16 protein-coding genes and 2 tRNA genes are annotated in these 18,159 nt (G+C 28.1%); 12 read left to right on the forward strand and 6 right to left on the reverse strand.

Annotated elements, in window-relative coordinates; all coding sequences use genetic code 11:
• The first annotated feature begins 315 nt into the window (after positions 1–315).
• The 5 genes from R5397_RS00540 to R5397_RS00560 are packed head-to-tail and all read left to right on the forward strand — an operon-like array spanning position 316 to position 5,491.
• A complete protein-coding gene (locus R5397_RS00540) occupies positions 316–1,275 on the forward strand; it encodes a ribonuclease Z (protein WP_421622528.1) in 960 nt (319 codons plus the stop codon).
• 24 nt (positions 1,276–1,299) lie between these two features.
• Positions 1,300–2,226, forward strand: coding sequence for an ABC transporter ATP-binding protein (locus R5397_RS00545; RefSeq protein WP_421622529.1), 927 nt, complete (start codon positions 1,300–1,302; stop codon positions 2,224–2,226).
• Complete coding sequence (locus R5397_RS00550) at positions 2,223–2,957, forward strand: ABC transporter permease (protein ID WP_421622530.1); 735 nt, start codon at positions 2,223–2,225, stop codon at positions 2,955–2,957. Before R5397_RS00545 ends, R5397_RS00550 begins: the two co-directional genes overlap by 4 nt.
• 7 nt (positions 2,958–2,964) lie before the next feature.
• Positions 2,965–4,467: a Gldg family protein gene (locus R5397_RS00555; RefSeq protein WP_421622531.1), complete on the forward strand. Its 1,503-nt coding sequence runs from the start codon at positions 2,965–2,967 to the stop codon at positions 4,465–4,467.
• 13 nt (positions 4,468–4,480) lie between these two features.
• Positions 4,481–5,491: a DUF4340 domain-containing protein gene (locus R5397_RS00560; protein ID WP_247065974.1), complete on the forward strand. Its 1,011-nt coding sequence runs from the start codon at positions 4,481–4,483 to the stop codon at positions 5,489–5,491.
• Here R5397_RS00560 and R5397_RS00565 read toward each other — a convergent pair.
• Together R5397_RS00565 and R5397_RS00570 are read right to left on the reverse strand one after the other, a co-directional pair.
• A complete protein-coding gene (locus R5397_RS00565) occupies positions 5,448–5,972 on the reverse strand; it encodes a hypothetical protein (protein WP_421622532.1) in 525 nt (174 codons plus the stop codon). The two genes, R5397_RS00560 and R5397_RS00565, sit on opposite strands and share 44 nt — an antisense overlap.
• A 28-nt stretch (positions 5,973–6,000) precedes the next feature.
• Complete coding sequence (locus tag R5397_RS00570; protein ID WP_421622533.1) at positions 6,001–7,635, reverse strand: hypothetical protein; 1,635 nt, start codon at positions 7,633–7,635, stop codon at positions 6,001–6,003.
• 78 nt (positions 7,636–7,713) lie between these two features.
• Between R5397_RS00570 and R5397_RS00575 the strand changes: the two genes are divergently transcribed.
• The 3 genes from R5397_RS00575 to R5397_RS00585 all read left to right on the forward strand — a co-directional run bounded on the left by R5397_RS00575 (position 7,714) and on the right by R5397_RS00585 (position 10,002).
• Positions 7,714–8,139, forward strand: coding sequence for a septum formation initiator family protein (locus R5397_RS00575; RefSeq protein ID WP_247065968.1), 426 nt, complete (start codon positions 7,714–7,716; stop codon positions 8,137–8,139).
• Positions 8,140–8,200: 61 nt separating this feature from the next.
• Positions 8,201–9,148: an ABC transporter permease subunit gene (locus R5397_RS00580; protein WP_421622534.1), complete on the forward strand. Its 948-nt coding sequence runs from the start codon at positions 8,201–8,203 to the stop codon at positions 9,146–9,148.
• 2 nt (positions 9,149–9,150) lie between these two features.
• The gene (locus R5397_RS00585; protein ID WP_421622535.1) at positions 9,151–10,002 is read left to right on the forward strand and encodes an ABC transporter permease subunit; all 852 of its coding nucleotides are present in this window, start codon (positions 9,151–9,153) and stop codon (positions 10,000–10,002) included.
• Between the two features lie 7 nt (positions 10,003–10,009).
• Here the strand turns inward: R5397_RS00585 and R5397_RS00590 are convergent, their stop codons facing one another.
• Positions 10,010–10,645, reverse strand: a complete 636-nt coding sequence (locus tag R5397_RS00590) for an endonuclease III domain-containing protein (RefSeq protein ID WP_421623038.1) — start codon at positions 10,643–10,645, stop codon at positions 10,010–10,012.
• Between the two features lie 84 nt (positions 10,646–10,729).
• Here R5397_RS00590 and R5397_RS00595 point away from each other — a divergent pair.
• Together R5397_RS00595 and R5397_RS00600 are read left to right on the forward strand one after the other, a co-directional pair.
• Positions 10,730–10,803, forward strand: a tRNA-Arg gene (locus tag R5397_RS00595).
• A 9-nt stretch (positions 10,804–10,812) separates the two neighbouring features.
• Positions 10,813–10,885, forward strand: a tRNA-Pro gene (locus R5397_RS00600).
• A gap of 86 nt (positions 10,886–10,971) precedes the next feature.
• Here R5397_RS00600 and R5397_RS00605 read toward each other — a convergent pair.
• The 3 genes from R5397_RS00605 to R5397_RS00615 all read right to left on the reverse strand — a co-directional run bounded on the left by R5397_RS00605 (position 10,972) and on the right by R5397_RS00615 (position 16,742).
• A complete protein-coding gene (locus tag R5397_RS00605; RefSeq protein WP_421622536.1) occupies positions 10,972–13,272 on the reverse strand; it encodes a P83/100 family protein in 2,301 nt (766 codons plus the stop codon).
• Between the two features lie 130 nt (positions 13,273–13,402).
• On the reverse strand, positions 13,403–15,088 hold the full coding sequence (locus R5397_RS00610) for a PQQ-binding-like beta-propeller repeat protein (RefSeq protein WP_421622537.1): 1,686 nt from the start codon (positions 15,086–15,088) through the stop codon (positions 13,403–13,405).
• A gap of 22 nt (positions 15,089–15,110) precedes the next feature.
• A complete protein-coding gene (locus R5397_RS00615; RefSeq protein WP_247065958.1) occupies positions 15,111–16,742 on the reverse strand; it encodes an ABC-F family ATP-binding cassette domain-containing protein in 1,632 nt (543 codons plus the stop codon).
• Between the two features lie 143 nt (positions 16,743–16,885).
• On the opposite strand from R5397_RS00615, the gene groES reads away from it, so the two are divergent.
• Both groES and mnmD read left to right on the forward strand, forming a co-directional pair.
• Entirely contained in the window at positions 16,886–17,158 is a 273-nt protein-coding gene (gene groES, locus R5397_RS00620) for a co-chaperone GroES (RefSeq protein ID WP_247065955.1), read from the forward strand.
• 215 nt (positions 17,159–17,373) lie between these two features.
• Entirely contained in the window at positions 17,374–18,051 is a 678-nt protein-coding gene (mnmD, locus tag R5397_RS00625) for a tRNA (5-methylaminomethyl-2-thiouridine)(34)-methyltransferase MnmD (protein ID WP_421622538.1), read from the forward strand.
• Positions 18,052–18,159: the final 108 nt, after the last annotated feature.

An 18,159-nucleotide genomic window follows, 5' to 3' on the forward strand; every position in this document is an offset into this window, starting at 1 on the left:
AATATCTTACAACTTCATTTTCTTTAAATTTTCATTTCAATAAATAATTTTCACTTGAAATATTTCTAAATTTACAAAAAAATAATATAATATCCAGGTGTATGAAAAATTAAAATCTAATAATCAAAATAATATTCACCTACATTTTATCAAGGCAAAGATTCTACATAAAATACCAAGGAGCATGTATTATTAAATTAAAAAATCATTTAAAAAAAATAAAAGATACCAATACAAATTCCATGATCAATTTCAAAACCAGTTTTGAAACGTATCTTTACACATTGCTAACAAAAAAATTTTGGGAGATTATTTTTGAACTTTAATATCAATATTCTTGGTACAGGAGGAACAAGACCACTACACAACAGATATTTAACTTCTGTTTTAATAGAATACCATGGAGAAAGCTTTCTCTTTGACTGCGGAGAAGCCACTCAAATGTCTCTTAGAAAACAAAAAATATCATGGCAAAAAATCAAAATGATTTGTATTACACATTTACATGCCGATCACATCACAGGTTTACTTGGAATAGTAATGCTGATGGCACAAAGTGGCAATACAAGGAAAGAACCTTTAACCATCATTGGACCTATTGGCATTAAAAAATATCTAGAAACAAACATAGAACTTTTACGAGTACATAAAAATTATGACATAATATACAAAGAAATAATAATCAATAAAACAGAATCAATTTTATATGAAGATAAAAAGAAAAGAATAGAATATATAAAACTTAAACATTCAATAGACTGCATCGGATATCTATTTATAGAAAAAAATAAGCCTGGAAAATTTGATACCCAAAAGGCAGAAAGTTTAAACATACCAAAAGGACCTATTAGAAAAAAATTACAGGAAGGATATGAAGTAATACTTAATGGAAAAAAAATATTACCTTCTGACATACTAGGAGAGCCTCAAAAAGGCCTAAAATTTGCATATATTACAGACACGGCTTACTTTGAAAAATTAAGCACACATATCAAAAATTTCAATTTAGTCATTATTGAGAGTACATTCAAAAACGAATTAAAAGAGGAGGCTAAAAAAAAATTACACTTAACAGCAAAATTAGCAGCAAAAATTACAAAAGAAGCAAAGGTCAATCAAACAGGACTGATCCATTTTAGTGAAAGATATACACTAAATAAAGATCTATGCGAGCTACTAGACGAAGCAAAACAAGAATATCCAAATGGAGAGATATTTTTAACAAAAGATGGAATGAGACTTAAAGCAAATAAAGATAAATTTGTTATAAAATAATAGTACTTAATAAGGAGACATTACATGATAAATGCAAAGAATATCACTAAAACATATGGCTCATTTACAGCTCTCTTTAATGTCAGCTTCAAAGTTAACGAAGGAGAGGTTCTTGGAATACTTGGTCCAAATGGAGCAGGAAAATCGACATTAATCAAAATTCTAACATCATTTCATTATCCAAATAAAGGCAATGTAAAAATCTTTGGAAAAGATATTACAGAAAATTCAAAAGAAATATTGCAAAATGTAGGATACATACCTGAAAAACTGGCTCTTTATCCTGAATTATCTGTTAAAGAGTATTTAAATTTTATATCAGAAATCAAAGGTGTTAAAAATCCAAAAAAAGAAATAGATAAGGCAATAGGTATTTTTAAGCTTGAAGGTGTCCAAAACAAACTAATATCTGCACTATCAAAAGGATTTAAGCAAAGAGTAGGCATAGCTGGTGCTATAATCAATAATCCCAAACTTGTAATACTTGATGAACCTACAAATGGGCTTGATCCAAACCAAATTATAGAATTTAAAGAATTTTTAAAAGAACTTACAAAAACTAGCACAATACTGTTTTCTTCTCACATTTTAAGCGAAGTTGAATCAATTTGTAAAAGAATAATTATTATTAATAATGGAGAAATTATTGCTGATGATACTAAGGAAAATATAATTAAAAACAGACTTAAAGAAACTGAGCTAGATCTCATTATTTATAAAGATTCTGGAACAACAAAAGAATATTTCAATAACAATGACATATTTACCTCAATTAAAATAGAAGAGTACGAGACAGAAATAAATGTTTCATTAAGACTTGCACCTGATAAAACTGAAAAAGAACTTTTTAATTATGTTGTAAGTAAAGGAATGATAATAAAAGCAATGATTCCAAAACATGAAAGTTTAGAAAAAATATTTAGTAAACTAACAAAGGAGAAAAAACAATGAAAATAGATCTAAGACAATCCTTAGCTTTGTCAAAAAAAGAATTAAAAGTTTTATTTGGCACACTAACTGCATATGTTGTAATGTTATTTTTCCTAATATTTATAAATTTTTCTTTTATTTTCTTATCAGGATTTTTTATTAAAGACAATGCATCATTAATGTCTTATTTCTCATCAATGCCTATCATTTTAATGTTAGTGCTTCCAGCTCTCAGTATGGGAGTATTCTCAGAAGAGCATAAAACAGGAAGCATTGAATTACTTTATGCACTACCAATAAGTCCACAAGAGATAGTACTTGGCAAATTTATCACACTTAAGATATTTACATTAATACTTTTTGCTCTCACACTACCACTAACAATAATGACAATTTTCATGGGCGAATTTGACCTTGGTATAATATTTCTTCAATATTTAGGAATAATACTTTATTCTTACTCAGTGCTTAGCATGGGAGTATTTATATCATCTATTACTAGAAGTCAAATAGTGTCTTACATACTAAGTGTATTTATCTTAATCATAATAGTCTTTTCAGGAAAGTTAGTAATGATATTTGGAAAAGACAATATATTTGGACAAATACTCAATTTTATCTCAATTACTAATCATTTTAGTTACTTTAATATGGGAATATTAAACTTATCAGATCTTATCTACTTCATTACATTTTCAGTTACATTTTTGATGTTAAGTTCATATAGCATAAGATTAAAAAAATGGAGATAATTATTTTATGAAAAATAAACATAAAGAGATTCTAAATTTAACCTTAAATCTTACAATAATATTTTTGCTCTTTTGCAACATATCTATTTTTATTTTTAAAATAGATTTTACTAAAAACAGAGCTTTTACAATTTCTAAAGTTACAAAAGATTTGATTTCAAATGCAAATGAAAACATATATATTACTTACTATAATTCTGCAAGTCTTGGAAATTATTTTGCATTTCCAGAACAAATAAAAAACTTTCTAACAAGCTTTGCTGATTCTTCAAGCGGAAAAGTAATTTATAGAGAAATAGATGCTGACAAATTAACCACTCCTTTAGAACAAATTGGAATTCCATCCCAACAAATCGATCTAAGAGAAATCAATCAACTTTCAATACTCAAAATATACTCAGGAATTGAAATAATTTATGAAGGCAAACGCGAGGTACTCCCAATAGTAACAGAAATTAGCAACTTAGAATATGATCTTGCAAGCAGCCTGGATAAGCTAATAAATAATACAAAAAAAGTATTAGGACTTGTGTTTGGAGATGCCAAATTAAAAGCAACACACAAAAATTTCATAGAAATAATGCAGAAAGCTTTCAAAACAGAAGTTAAAGAAATAAATCCCAATAATGAAGAATTAAAAGACATAAATGGATTATTTATAATTGGCTCTAAAGAAATAAATGGAGAGACTTTGAGAAAAATTGACGAATTTATTGTTAATAACGGAAAAGTCTTATTTACTACAAGTAAGATTGATTATAATCCTCAAAACCCATATAACACAACTTCAATCAAATCCGAACTTTTCAATCTAATTGAAAGTTACGGCATCAAATATAATGATAATATTATACTTGATAAAAAAGCACCAAGTCTTTTTTTAGGGGGTAATTTTCAAACTTACTACCCATGGATCTTGATTGATAAAAGTAATATCATAGATCTCGGTAATCCCTTACTTAAAAACTTCTATGATGCCATAATTCCTTGGGGTAATTCAATAGATCTGATAGAAACTAAAAACAATGGCGATATAAAATATTTACCCCTATTTGCAAGCTCTAAAGAATCTTGGCAAGTTAATGATGAAGAAGTTGCAAGCATAGCTATGCATTCATTTAACGTGCCAAAAACCTTTGAGAAAGAAGATAAGCAAAAAATTCTTGGATATTCAGTTGAAGGACAAATTAAAAGTTTCTATAAAGATAAAAAATCTGAAAATTCAAAAATAATTTTATTAGGCTCAAGCATGATATTTAGTGATTATATGTATAATGGTTCACCCTCAAACTTTGAACTTGCCGGAAGAATTTCTGATTACTTGATGCAAAAGGAAGCGTTTTTTAGCATTAAATCAAGAGAAGTACGTTCAAAATTAAAATTTATAAATTCATCAAAAGAAATGTTAAATGCAAAATTTTCATTAATAATCATAAATTTAATTATATTGCCTATAGCAATAATAATATTTGGACTTATTAGATTTACCAAAAAAAGAAGAATCAATTAATCAAGGAGAGTTTATGGACAATAAAAAAATGTTGCTAGGAATGAAAGAAAACATAAAAATAGTAATAATTGTAATATTAATATCCACATTTTTGTTAGGAATAATATTTTCCAATCAAAATCAAGTTGCAAGGCTTCTAGAAGAAAAATTTTTTACAGTAGATTTCAATCAAACTGCAAAAATCGAGACAGAACTTGACGGAATAATTACAAAATCGGGAAAAGGTTGGGAACTTCAATATAACGACATAAAACTTCCAATTGATGACAAAAAAGTCAACTCTATGATCCAAGATCTAGAAAAACTTCAAAAAAATCAACTTGTAAGTAGAGATCCAAAAAAACATAAAGAACTAGGAATAAAAGAAAAACCAGATTTTAAATTCTTCGACGATAAAAATAATTTGCTAACAGAAATATTTATTGGAAATTCAGATGAAGGGGATTCAAGATTATCTTACATAAAAAACAGTGATTCAAACGTATATTTAACAAACAATATCTTCCTATCTTACAAAGGCAACTCTTACAATACATTCTCAAATACTAAACTTTTTGATGAACAAAACACAAAAATAGAACGTTTATCTCTCAAAGTATTAAATAAGCCAAAAAAAACTGAAGAAGATACAATACACAATGATTATAATATATCTATTCAAGACGGTCTTTACTTCTTCAATAAAGAAATACTACGCAATGAAAAAGTCTTACAAATGATCCAAGAATTCACAACAGATGGTATTGAAATAGATAAAACCAAAATCAACGACTATGATCTCCAATATAATATTGAAATACAATGGAATAACAAAGGTGTTAATAATATTGATGTTTATTTCAATAAAGATGAAAAAAACAGAGACATCCTACTAAAGAGAGATAATGATGTATATTACTATATCACTAACAAGTGGACTTTCTTTGACATATTTAACTTAGAGAAAAAGATAAAAATTAAAGATAATGATCCTAATGAAGCTAATCTAAAAGATAATAACGATCATCATGATCACCACCATTAATATCTCGATATATGCAATATAAAACAAAAACAGAAAAACAAAAATAGGCAAGAGATATTACAAAGAGATAAAAATGTAAAATGTAGACTATCCTGCTCTTTGGCAGGATATTATAATATACAACTAAACTAACAAGGGCATTACTCAATTCAAAATTAACTTTAATTCTTCTTATAAAAACACTATTTTTAAGAAAAGTCGGTTCTAATTTATCAGTCAGTTTATAAATTAAATCATCTTTTGATTTATAAATCAATATTCCATTTACCGATGAGAGTAAATAATAAGAATTAACCAAATCATTATCAAATAAAGTTTTATCGAAATAATTTTCTAAATCTAAATCCTTAAAAAAATCTATGTTATATGATTTTACATCATCTATTAAATCATCAAAATCAAAATTAATCTGATTTAAAAATTCATTAATAAAATAAAAAAAAGTCAAAAATAAAAATAAAACTGAAGCAACAAAAAACAAAAAATAATATCTAATTAAATAAATAGCCCTACTCTCTTACTAGTAAACGCTTAATTTTTTGTAAAATCTCATATTCTTTTTTAATTTTAAAACTATTACCCTTAGAACTAGACTCAAGATCACTTTCCAATTTACTAATAAAACTAATTAATATAACCCGTTCTTCATCACTCAACTTAATCTTACTCAAATACTCATTGTCATTAAACTTATTTATTATAGTCTCAACATCAGAAAAACTAAAATCGGAAACATAATTCTCATCGCTGACCTCTTGTCCCTTTAAAGAACACAAATCCAATTCTTCATCCTGCTCAAACTTTTCTTCCAAATCACTTACCTCAGCATCATAGAGATTTTCTTCCTCTAAATCTTCAATACAACATTGCAAGTCTACACAATTTAAATCTGCCTTTAACACATCTTCAAAATTATCAAGCTTTTTTAAACCAGAAGAAATATTATCAATTTCTTGATTTTGTCTCAAAATATCATTACCAACAACAGTATCTCTTTTACTCAAAGATGCATCATCACTCAAATTCACATCCACACTATCAATTTTATGAACAGCAATATCATTAAAATTACTTAATTCTTCATCTCCTTCCTTAAATTGCTCGCCATTTAAATCTTCTAAGCTTTTGTCTAAATATTCAATTTTATCTAAACTATCACCCAAAGAATAATCATGATCCCTCAAATTATCTTGCTCATAAGATGAAACATTCTCTTCCTCTACAATTTCTATACTAGAGGGTTCTTCATCAAGTATAAAATTACCTAAATGAGCACTATTTTTTACCTCCAAGTCAATATTAACAGAACTTTGATCAACTATAGATTCTCTTAAAATTTTATCCTCTCTATCTAAGCTTGTTACCAAATCCTGAACCTTACTATCATCTCCATTAACAACATTAACTAAACCAAAAGAAGAAGACTCACTTAACGAATCATTATCCTGGGATGTAGTAAAATCAATACACACAGGCTCTATATTTTCTTCATCTTTTTTATTAGATAACGAATCAACAACATTATGAATATTGTCATCTGCGTTTGAAGACAAAGTATGATCGATATTCACACTACTAGATTCATCTCTAAGAGCTTTGTCAAAAGAAACACCTATATCTGCACCATTATCCGATTTATTACTATTACTAAAACTTTTTTTGTTATCCCTTGAAATTTCATTAAGACCTTCAAGCAGAGCATCTAGCTCTTCTTGATTAAGTGAAACATTTGGTAAATTATTTTCTTTTCTTACTAATTCACCAAACTCATTCTCTTTAACATTAGTCTCATTCTGAAAATTCATAAGATTCATTGTTTTTAAACTAGGATTATCAAGTTCCTCATGAGCACTCAAACTACGCGTAAGTATTTCATCTTCAACCTTTGAAATACGACCTTCAACTTTTTTTAAATAATCAACTAACTCACTATGTCTTTGTTTTAAAGAATAATCAAGTCTTAATAATTTTTCATCTAAAAGCTCTTCAATCTCCTCAGAACGCAGAGAAATAACTTTACCATTAACTGAATGCTGTAAAAATACACCATCTATATCGAAATCAACTTCTCTAGGGCCCTCCTTGATAAAAAAAGAATTTTTATGATTTGTCATATTAAAAAGTTCTTCTCCAACTCTATTCAAACAAAGATTATAACAACCTATAGTCAACAACTATATACTTGTAAATATAATATATTAAAGATATAATTACAAGATAATATGTCTTTAACAAAAAAAATTATGTTATCTACTTATACAGGAGTAATAAGTTATTTTATAATTACACCAATCTTTGGAGAGACAGGGATTATTAATTACAACAAATTAAATAATAATCTAATTTTAATGAAAAGCCATACTGAAAAATTAAAAGAAATACAAAAAAACTTAACAACAAAGTACATTAATTTGCAAATATCTAAACCAACAATTCTAAAAGAAGCTAGTAAATTAGGATATTATCCTAAAAATTCCATAATCATAAAGGATCTTGATGAAGATGAAAACTACTACCAAGGCAATTTTTTAAATATAAAACACACATCAGAAAACAAAAACATAGGCAAAAATTTTTACTTAATCTCAATAGTAATTTCACTAATATTTTACTTTTTATTAAGTTATCTAGACAAAATAAAATTTTAAATAAAAGAAAGTAAAAGGAGATAGAATTACAGCTGCATTTATTCTAAAAAATATATTATATATGTTGCTTAATGCTATTATATCAACATTTTTTTGCATATCATTGCTAAACATATTTTCTAATAATAATTCAAACATCCCATTTATACAAAAGAATATATTTAAAGATTATTTGGAATATATTGGAATACTTAAGAGCATCGAAAGCTATAAATTAATATACGACTTTGACCCAAACATTCCCCTAAGCAAAAGTCATTTTGTTAAACATATTGCAAGTAACTTATACATAGTTTATGAAACAAAATATAAAGGAATAATATGGGGAACACCTCACAATTCCCCTCTTACAAACGGTAAATCACCAATGAGAACAATTTTTAGCAAAATGAAAAATACATTAAAAATATCAATACCAGGTATCGTACTGTCTTATGTCATAGCCATTTTTTTTATTATCATTTGGACTTTATTTATAAAAAACAAAATTTTAAATAATATTTTAGAATACATAATGTTATTCTTGCATTCACTACCAAGAAATCTGACTGTAATATTAATCGTTTCTCTACTCTACTATCTAAAAGTAAATCCAAAAAATTTAATAATAGGTGGATTTGCATGGTTTTTTTCATTTTTCATATTTAATGCAGTCATTTTTAAACAATCCCTAGACAAAAATTTATCCGAATTTTATATAATATCTGCAAAATCAAGGGGAATAAAAATTTTTAAAATAATAACAGTCCATGCATTAATTCCCTCTTTAGTTCCATTAATTACCAATCTTAGACCTATTCTAGCAACAGCTTTCTTTGGTTCATCTTTTATTGAAATAATGTTTGGAATTGATGGAATTGGGGCTCTAACAATTAATGCAATAAAAAATAATGATTATATTGTTTACAGAGATTTGTTATTCGTTGGTGTATTTATTATGCTCATACCAAATTTAATAACAGATATTCTAACATATAATGTTAATCCCTATAAGGACGTACTAGAATAATAATGTATAAATTCAAAAAACTATATGTTATAGTATCAGGAATCTTCATCTCATTTTTAATGATAACTCCTAAGTTAATTAATGAAGGTTCAAAATTTGCAATATACAAAAAAGATCCAAATAAAACATACATTCAAACAATAAACAAACTACCTCAAACACCAACAGCCTCACATCCTCTAGGAACGGATAAAATGGGCAGAGATATATTAGCAAGACTAATACTTGCCACTAGAAACTCTATTTTACTTGCTTTTAGTTATGCAGCAATTTCTGCAATAATTGGAATTTTTATAGGAATAATAATAGGAAACTTAAAATTTAAAACTTGTCTGATAATTTCAAAACCAATAGAAGCACTACAAACAATACCATTTTCTTACATATTAATGCTAATTTTTTACTACTTTGCAAAACAAAAAAATTATAACATATTAGAAGTTTCATTTACTCTAGCCTTAATACACGGATGGATCAAATTTTCATTCATAACAAGAAATAACACACTAATAATTAAAAATCTTGACTACGTGCATGCAAGCAAGATTATAGGTGCAAGTCAATTTAGAATAATCACATATCACATATTTCCGGAAGTTTTAACATCAATATCATCAATAATTCCCCTACAAATCTCAAAAAGTCTAACTACATTTGAAGTAATAAATTTTTTACAACAAGAAGATAAAAGCTCTTATCCAAGCCTTGGAGAACTTTTAGGATATATAGAAATGGGAAGAGAATACTTTTGGATATGGTCAAAACCCTTAATCATATTACTCATCATTAACATTATACTAACATCAATAAGTTTAAAACTTAAAAAACATATGAAATCCTTCATTTCATCATAAACTACAATCAAACAAGTCTTGGTGCAAATTTCTCTAAAAAACAATTCTTGCAAGTCTTACTACGTGAAGTACAAATATCTCTCCCATGCTTATTAATAGCCATAGAAAATTTATATTGCTTATCATAAGATATTTTACTCTTTAAATCTAATTCAATTTTTAAAGGTGTTCTTTCAAATGTAATCCCATGTCTGATAACAACCCTACTAAAATGAGTATCTACAATTATAGCCGGCTTATCATAAACAACTCCAAGAATAACATTAGCGGTTTTCCTACCTACTCCTGGCAAAGACACAAGATCAAAAATATTATTTGGAATAATACCTTTAAAATTTTCTAAAACCATTCGTGCACAATTTATAATATTCTTAGATTTATTTGAATAAAATCCTAACTTATAAATTAAGTTCTCAACATTTATCAAATCAGCATTCGCCAAACTCTCAAAATCCCCATATCTTTTAAAAAGCTCAGGTGCAATCTTATTGACCATATTATCAGTTGTCCTTGCACTCAAAATTACCATTATCAAAAGCTCATAACTATTTCTGAAATTTAAAAAAGGTTTAACATCTGGATATCTGGATAAAGTTTCATCTACAATCAAATCAATATCAAGCATAAAATAATTATAAAACATCCACAATTTTAACAAAACATAAAGTAACAATATTTTTATTGACAAGGGGTTTTCAACATGATATACTCAAATTTAGGCTCAAAAGCGCTAATAGCTCAACTGGACAGAGCAACAGACTTCTAATCTGTAGGTTTTAGGTTCGAGTCCTAATTGGCGCGTAACTTTTTCGGGACATGGCCTAGCGGCTAAGGCACCTGCTTTGGGAGCAGGGGAGCGTGAGTTCGAATCTCACTGTCCCGACTGTTTCTATAATAATATAAAGGAAGAACAAAACTTTGTTCTTCCTTTTTCAATTACTTAAACAATGTCTAGTCAAAAAAAACAATTTAAGATACTTTTTTTAAAGTATTTAGATCCAAAATAATAATCTTTTTAGATGCATCTTGCAAATAAACATGCCCTGCATTAACAGTAAAACTTGTAAATGGCAAAACTTCATCCTCTGATAAAATAAACTCACTCAAATCCCTTGAAGAAAACTTTGCTAATTTCCAAACATTATTATCCTTAACAACTACCAAAATCATTTTTGAATCAACAAAAAGAGAAGAATCTCTACTTAACTCAAAGTTTGCCTCAGATTCAACTTTTAGATCTTTTGCCTTATTAAGCAACTGAAGCTTTGCAATACCTGAACAAAGTTTTATAGCTACAAAATCATCCTCTCTCTCATAAACTCCATATCTTCTAATACCATACTGAGAAATTTTCTTATCCAATTGGTCTTTATCTGAGTCAATTAACCTAAGGACTCCTAAATTCGTATTGGGATTTAAAACCTCTAAAAATACAGGTTTATGATTTTCATTTTCAAGAGACAATTTATCTACAGCTTCTTGTTGAACCAACTGATCTTTAGAATTTAAAGGCTTATTGGACAAGGGCTTAGATGATAGATTATTTGAAACACTAGAAGTGCTCTTAGGAGTATCATCAGTAGCTTTCTTAAGTTGTTTTTTCAACTCTTCAGCCGAATTCAATTTTTTATCTTTGGCTGATAAACTTACTTCCCTGGGTTTTGGAAAATTCCTATCTTTTTTAACTATATCTTTTTGCTTATCTAATTTTTTCTGTGACTTCTTAAGCCCTTCTGCTTTATTCTTTAAAATATTCCTCTCGACTATTTTGTCATTAATTTGCTTCTTAATACCTGTCTTTTCAACATCATCAGTAGCCTTCTCAAATTGCTTTTTTAAATCTTCAGACGACTTTACTTTTTCATCTTTTTTTGAGGAACTTACTTCCCCAGGTTTTGGCAAATTCCTATCTTTAACTGCATCCCTTTCAATTATTTTATCATCAATCTGCCTCTTAATTTCTTCCCTCTCAGCATCATCAGTAACCCTATCAAGCTGTTCTTTCAAATCTTCAATAGTTTCAGTTAATTGCAATTTTTCATCTACTTTTGGCGAAATTATGTCCCCAGGTTTTGGCAAATTCTTATCTTTAACTGCATCCCTTTCAATTATTTTATCATCAATCTGCCTCTTAATTTCTTCCCTCTCAGCATCATCAGTAACCCTATCAAGCTGTTCTTTCAAATCTTCAATAGTTTCAGTTAATTGCAATTTTTCATCTACTTTTGGCGAAATTATGTCCCCAGGCTTTGGCAAATTCTTATCTTTGTTCTCCTTATCAATACTTTCTTGTATTTTATCTTTAACTATATCCCTTTGCCTATCCAACCTATCCTGAGAACTATTTAATTTTTTCTGTGATTTCTTAAGCTCTTCTGCTTTATTCTTTAAAATATTTCTCTCGACTATTTTGTCATCAATTTGCTTCTTAATACCTGTCTTTTCAACATCATCAGTAGCCTTCTCAAGTTGCTCTCTTAAATTATCAATAGTCTCGGTTAATTCATCATCAATGCTTCTCAAAGTAACAGACTCAACATCAATCTTTTCCTGATCAATATCACGAATTTCATCCTGTACATCGGTTAGATCTCTTGCAAAGTCCGTACCAACTTCTTCATTTTCACTTAAAAGAGATATTACCACCTTCTCTGTAACTATTTTGTCAAGATCAACATCTGATTCAATGTTGCCTGATAAAATATTTCTCTTAAGAGGAATAAAAATATGAGTTTTACCAGCCCATTGGCTATAAACTCTTGAGAGTCCTACATTATGCTTACTTAAATCTTTAAGGGCAGGCTGAATATAAGAATCACTATAATACTCCAAATCACCTCGGTAAGTAGCATTATATATTGTAATAGCTTTAGCAAGTAATTCTGCACTCTCTTTACTGTAACTAAAACCTTCCATTAAATACCCTATGAGTATTTTTCTAAGATTTAAAATACTATCAAGAGAAGATCTCTCACCAATAATAAAAACATCTGAACTACTCTTTTCATCCTCACTGTCAATATACCTATCAACATAATATTTATTGTAATAATTAGATTTGTTATTGATTAAATTCCTAGCTAAAAATTCACCAATACCTACTATTTGCTGATAAGTATCTGTAGAATCATAAGGACCCCGATAATTAACAAATTCAAGATCCATATTAATAAAATCTTTCAACTTTTTCTTATCAACTTCTCTAGAATGAAAAGTAAAAACATTGAAAAAGATGAACAAAAAAATAAAAAGTACCCATATTCTTTTCATAATAAAATTCTCCCATAGTCAATTATAAACCCTATTATTAACTAAATCAGCATAAATTAAACATCAATTCTAATACACTATAATAAGATGTATTTAACAAATGATAACATAAAACTAGCAACAAAATGAATCAAAGCGCTACAATAATTTCATTAACACACTGATTAATTTTGTCAGAAAAATTTTGTCGCTTTATAAATTTCAAAAGAGTTAAATATTTATTTCTATACTTTTTAAGATTATCCTCTGTAGAATTCAAAATTATCTTGCGCAAGCTTAGAAGAACAGCATAAGCTATCTCTAAACTGCCCTGATAATTCAATATTACATAATGAATATAATTATACACAAGTTCATCTTGCCCATAATAATATTCAAACTTAGCAATACTTTTAACCAATTGAATTACATTGCTAATATCCTTTTCTTCAATCGCTATATTAATAAAACTCTTAACTGAATCTGCATCATCAACATATATAAAATACTTATAAAGTTGCCCTCTTTGAGCTATTCTATCTATTCCATTTTTTGGAGCAAGCCAATTATTAATAGCTTTTTTATATAAACCCAAATATTTTTTAGGAAAACTACCATATTTAATTACCAGAGAATCTAGAGTACTTAAAAAAGTATCATAAACCCTCCTATTGTAAGGAGAATTCAACATTTCATCAAGAGCCAAATAAATATCCTCATGATCTATTAAATATTTTTCGATAAAATCTATTCTATTTTGATGATACCTATTACCTAATGTATGATTCCAAACAATAACATCAAGTTCATCTTTATATTCATAATAGTAAGTAGTTAATATCCAATTAAGCCCACCAGTAGCAATGATTCCAACATTAGCTACAAGCCCCGATATTTCCTTCATACCATCATATCTATCAACCGGGTTGAAATATTCATCAAGAGCTAAAACACCATTTGATTTCATAACAATAAAAAGATTTTTGTTATCATAAAGCACAGCTTCCTTAAGCTTTAAAGATAAATTTTTAGAAAACATAAGTTCAAAGTTTTTACTTAAATTAAAAAAACCCCCATTATCAGACACTGCAACATATTCTCCATTAAACTTTTCAAATAAAAAATTAATAGGATAGTTCAAACTAATAGAATTTAACATATCACCAAAATCACTATCATACACAACAATATCTCCAGATTGATATCCAACAATTATCTCATTATTAGTACTTATCATTAATACATTGGGAAAAGAAATAAGAGAAACACTCCATATTTTCTCTCCCTCAGGATTAAAAGCAAACATTCTATAATGTTCATTTGCAATATAGAAATTACCATTTTCAAGAACAACAGAAGAAGTCACTGCCTTTCCTTCTATATTCACCTCAAAAATTTTCTGGCCATCACCAAGTCTTAAAGCAATAACTCTCTCATTAGCCTGAGGAATTAAAATATAACCATTCCCCATTGAAGGAGCTTTTATAGGAGAAGCATCTAAACTATATCTCCATATAAGCTTTCCTCTTCTAATCTTTTGAACTTCATTACGTCCTGTAATAATATAATACCCACTACCAAAATCCTTTAAGAGAAAAGGATAGGGAACTCGATCTAACCTATAAGAATATTTCTTATCTAAAGACACAGTATAAGTTATCAACCACCTATCCTTTGTTAACACCGTAATAGTATTACGTAGCTCATCAAGAATAGGACTTCCTAAAATCTGCCCCGTTAAAGCTTTCTGAAAATAAAGGTTAACATTTGCTGAAAGGGAAAAACAAACACCTAAAAATATAAAAATACAAATATTTAACTTCAAAACCATAAACATCCTGTAATGGTTAAACATATAACTAAAGTTTCAAGCTGGCATGTCCTTCATAAAACTTATCCCTTAACTCCTTAACTTTAGGATCATCAATATACTCTGAAAAAGTCATAAAACGATCAATTATACCATTAGGTACAAACTCAATAATTCTATTAGCAATGGTATCAATAAATTGATGGTCATGAGACGTAAATAATACAACTCCTTTAAAATCTCTAAGACCGGTATTTAAAGATGTAATTGCTTCAAGATCTAAATGATTGGTCGGTTGATCTAACAATAATACATTAGCCCCACTAAGCATTATCTTTGAAAGCATACACCTTACCTTTTCACCCCCTGAGAGGATATTAACTTTTTTTAAAGCCTCATCTTGACTAAAAAGCATTCGTCCCAAAAATCCTCTAATATAAGTTTCATCCTGATCCTTTGAATACTGCCTTAGCCAATCTACCAAACTTAAATCCACACTAAAATATTCTTCATTATCCTTCTTAAAGTACGCAAAATTAACAGTAGTGCCCCATTCATAATGCCCCTTATAATCTCTATCTTCATTGGTGATTACATCAAAAAGAAAACTTGCCGAGATTGGACTGCCTAAAAAAACAATCTTTTGCCCAGGTTCTACAACAATGCTAAACCTGTTTAAAATATGTTGTCCTTCAAACTCCTTAGTCAAATTTTTAATTGTAATAACATTTTTTCCAAGATCTCTCTCACTCTTAAAGTTAACATAAGGGAATTTCCTTGAAGATGGTTTTAGATCTTCAACTTTAATCTTATCAATTAACTTCTTTCTCGAAGTTGCTTGTCTAGATTTTGATGCATTACTTGAAAACCTTTGAATAAAACTCTTAAGTTCTGCTATTTTCTCTTCAGATCTTTTCTTAGCATCTTTTAGTTGCTTATTAAGAATTTGACTGGTTTCATACCAAAAATCATAGTTACCAAGATAAACTTGAATTTTTCCATAATCAATATCAACAATATGAGTACAAACTTGATTTAAAAAGTGCCTATCATGTGACACAACAATAACTGTATTTTCAAAATTAATCAAAAATTCTTCTAGCCACTTAATCGATTGAATATCAAGATTATTAGTAGGTTCATCAAGAAGTAATATATCAGGCTCTCCAAACAGAGCTTGCGCTAAGAGTACCCTTACTTTTAAAGCTCCCTCAATATCTCTCATTAAATTAGAATGAACCGACTCATCTATGCCCAGACCTCTAAGAAGTACCGCAGCATTAGACTCAGCCTCATAACCTCCAAGTTCGGCAAATTCAGCCTCAAGTTCTCCAGCCCTAATTCCATCTTCATCGCTAAAGTCAGGCTTTTCATAAATTTCATCTTTTTCCCTTTGCACAGCATAAAGCTTCTTGTGACCCATGATTACAGTATCAATAACCCTAAAATTATCATAAGCAAACTGATTTTGCTCAAGCACAGCCATTCTTTGATTTTTTGCAATTGACACTTCACCTTTGCTCGGTTCAATCGTTCCACCTAAAACTTTCAAAAACGTACTCTTACCTGCACCATTAGCTCCAATTATCCCATAACAATTTCCAGAAGAAAACTTAAGATTAACATCTTTAAATAAAATTCTCTCTCCAAATGCAACTTCTAAATTACTCACTGTTATCAAACTATTTTTCCACCTAAATTTGACATTTTATTAAAAGAATTATCTTTAAAATCAGATTAAGTTTCAAGTATTATCTAAATATATTGACTTAATACTTCAATTTTTCGTATATTTATATTATCAAATTAAGGAGATGTTTGAAAATGAAAAATATTAAACCTTTAGCTGATAGAGTTTTAATAAAAATAAAAGAAGCCGAAAGTAAAACAATTTCAGGACTATATATACCAGAAAATGCAAAAGAAAAAACAAACATTGGGACAGTTATAGCTATTGGCTCTAACAAGGAAGACATTACTGTTAAAGTTGGAGATACAGTGCTTTATGAAAAGTACGCTGGAGCTGCTGTCAAGATTGAAGAAAAGGAACACTTAATCCTAAAAGCAAAAGAGATAATAGCTATTATAGAAGAATAAAAGAACAGAGAAACTAAAGTTTAAGTTTAGTTTCTCTTACAAAGGCAAAACCTTAAAATGAGCGGTTTACGTCCTATTATCCTAGTCAAACAAATCAAATTCAGGTTGATATATAACAATAATAATGTTACTTCTCAAGGTAGTAACTTTTTTTAAAAGTGAATTTTTATAAATGAGTAAATCACTTTATGATTTACTCATTTGTTACTTTACTAATGAATAAATTAATATTTAAAGATAAAACCATATATTCAAGTAAATTTAAAGATATTTATTATAATCCACAATACGGACTTGAAGAGAGTATTTATGTATTCATCAAAGGCTGTGAACTAGACATAGACTTAGCAGATCTACAAAGTGCAACAATTGCAGAATTAGGATTTGGAACTGGTCTTAATTTAATAGCACTTTTAAAATATTTAAAAGAAAATAACCTCAAAACAAAAATTAATTATTATTCAATTGAAAAATTTCCACTGAAAAAGGAACAAATCAAAAAAGTATCACAAATTTTTAGCAAAGATATAAATTATTTTAAGACACTGCTTAAAAAATATCCTAACACCCCAACAAAAAACATAAAGTACAAAATAACAAACAATATTAATTTAAAAATTTTAGTTGGAGAGGCCAAAGAAAAGCTTAAAGAGCTGCCAAAATACATAGATTACTGGTTTTTAGATGGGTTTAGTCCAAGCAAAAATCCCAAAATGTGGAATAAAGAAATATTCACCATAATTACAAAAAAGAGCAAAATTGGAACTAAACTTTCAACATTTTCTGCAGCAAGAATTGTAAAAGATGGCCTAAAACTCGCTAATTTTAATTACTCTAGAATAAAAGGATTTAACAATAAAAAACATATGATAAAAGCACAAAAAAAACAATAAAAGGGCAAAAATGTGAATGTTAAAAACACATCTTAATGATTATACACAAAAGCTGTCTCAATAAACAAAATACTAAAAATACTGACCGTAAACGCAACATAATTACAA

Source organism: Borrelia sp. MN22-0132 (genome assembly GCF_049201035.1).
GTDB lineage: Bacteria > Spirochaetota > Spirochaetia > Borreliales > Borreliaceae > Borrelia > Borrelia puertoricensis.

What these genes read in the sequence shown, in the direction of transcription:
- R5397_RS00545 (WP_421622529.1), top strand. Translation starts at nt 1,300, where the DNA reads ATGATAAATGCAAAGAATATCACTAAAACATATGGCTCATTTACAGCT.
- R5397_RS00550 (WP_421622530.1), top strand. Translation starts at nt 2,223, where the DNA reads ATGAAAATAGATCTAAGACAATCCTTAGCTTTGTCAAAAAAAGAATTA.
- R5397_RS00555 (WP_421622531.1), top strand. Translation starts at nt 2,965, where the DNA reads ATGAAAAATAAACATAAAGAGATTCTAAATTTAACCTTAAATCTTACA.
- R5397_RS00560 (WP_247065974.1), top strand. Translation starts at nt 4,481, where the DNA reads ATGGACAATAAAAAAATGTTGCTAGGAATGAAAGAAAACATAAAAATA.
- R5397_RS00575 (WP_247065968.1), top strand. Translation starts at nt 7,714, where the DNA reads ATGTCTTTAACAAAAAAAATTATGTTATCTACTTATACAGGAGTAATA.
- R5397_RS00580 (WP_421622534.1), top strand. Translation starts at nt 8,201, where the DNA reads ATGTTGCTTAATGCTATTATATCAACATTTTTTTGCATATCATTGCTA.
- R5397_RS00585 (WP_421622535.1), top strand. Translation starts at nt 9,151, where the DNA reads ATGTATAAATTCAAAAAACTATATGTTATAGTATCAGGAATCTTCATC.
- R5397_RS00590 (WP_421623038.1), bottom strand. Translation starts at nt 10,645, where the DNA reads ATGTTTTATAATTATTTTATGCTTGATATTGATTTGATTGTAGATGAA.
- R5397_RS00605 (WP_421622536.1), bottom strand. Translation starts at nt 13,272, where the DNA reads ATGAAAAGAATATGGGTACTTTTTATTTTTTTGTTCATCTTTTTCAAT.
- R5397_RS00610 (WP_421622537.1), bottom strand. Translation starts at nt 15,088, where the DNA reads ATGTTTATGGTTTTGAAGTTAAATATTTGTATTTTTATATTTTTAGGT.
- groES (WP_247065955.1), top strand. Translation starts at nt 16,886, where the DNA reads ATGAAAAATATTAAACCTTTAGCTGATAGAGTTTTAATAAAAATAAAA.
- mnmD (WP_421622538.1), top strand. Translation starts at nt 17,374, where the DNA reads ATGAATAAATTAATATTTAAAGATAAAACCATATATTCAAGTAAATTT.